This window comes from Campylobacter concisus UNSWCS, from assembly GCF_000466685.1.
In the GTDB taxonomy this organism is placed as follows: Bacteria; Campylobacterota; Campylobacteria; order Campylobacterales; family Campylobacteraceae; genus Campylobacter_A; species Campylobacter_A concisus_A.
Genome location: NZ_ANNG01000095.1, coordinates 1 through 272 on the forward strand (window position 1 = coordinate 1; position 272 = coordinate 272).

Sequence of the window (272 nt, forward strand, 5' to 3'; positions counted from 1 at the left end):
TTATCAAGCTCGGCGATTTTTTTAAAAATTCTCTCAAAATCGGCTTTGTCTTTTATTCTGTATTTTGGCTCTATCATTTTCCTACCTCCAAACTCTCTATTTTAGGCACTATCCTAAAATTATCTTTTACCACTCTTTTAAGACCGAGCTTTACCAAATCCTCGTCTTTTAGCTCCGCAAGCGCTTCCTTGTTAGGCTTTTCTTCATATATAATGCACTCTTTACCTAATCCAAATGCCTTTATTGAGCTTAACAAACTTTCAAGCTTGGCT

1 protein-coding gene is annotated in these 272 nt (G+C 35.7%); it reads right to left on the reverse strand.

The features are described 5' to 3' along the window. Nucleotides 1-73: 73 nt before the first annotated feature. On the reverse strand, nucleotides 74-272 hold a 199-nt coding region (locus tag UNSWCS_RS10895), incomplete at its 5' end, for a host-nuclease inhibitor Gam family protein (RefSeq protein WP_035144071.1).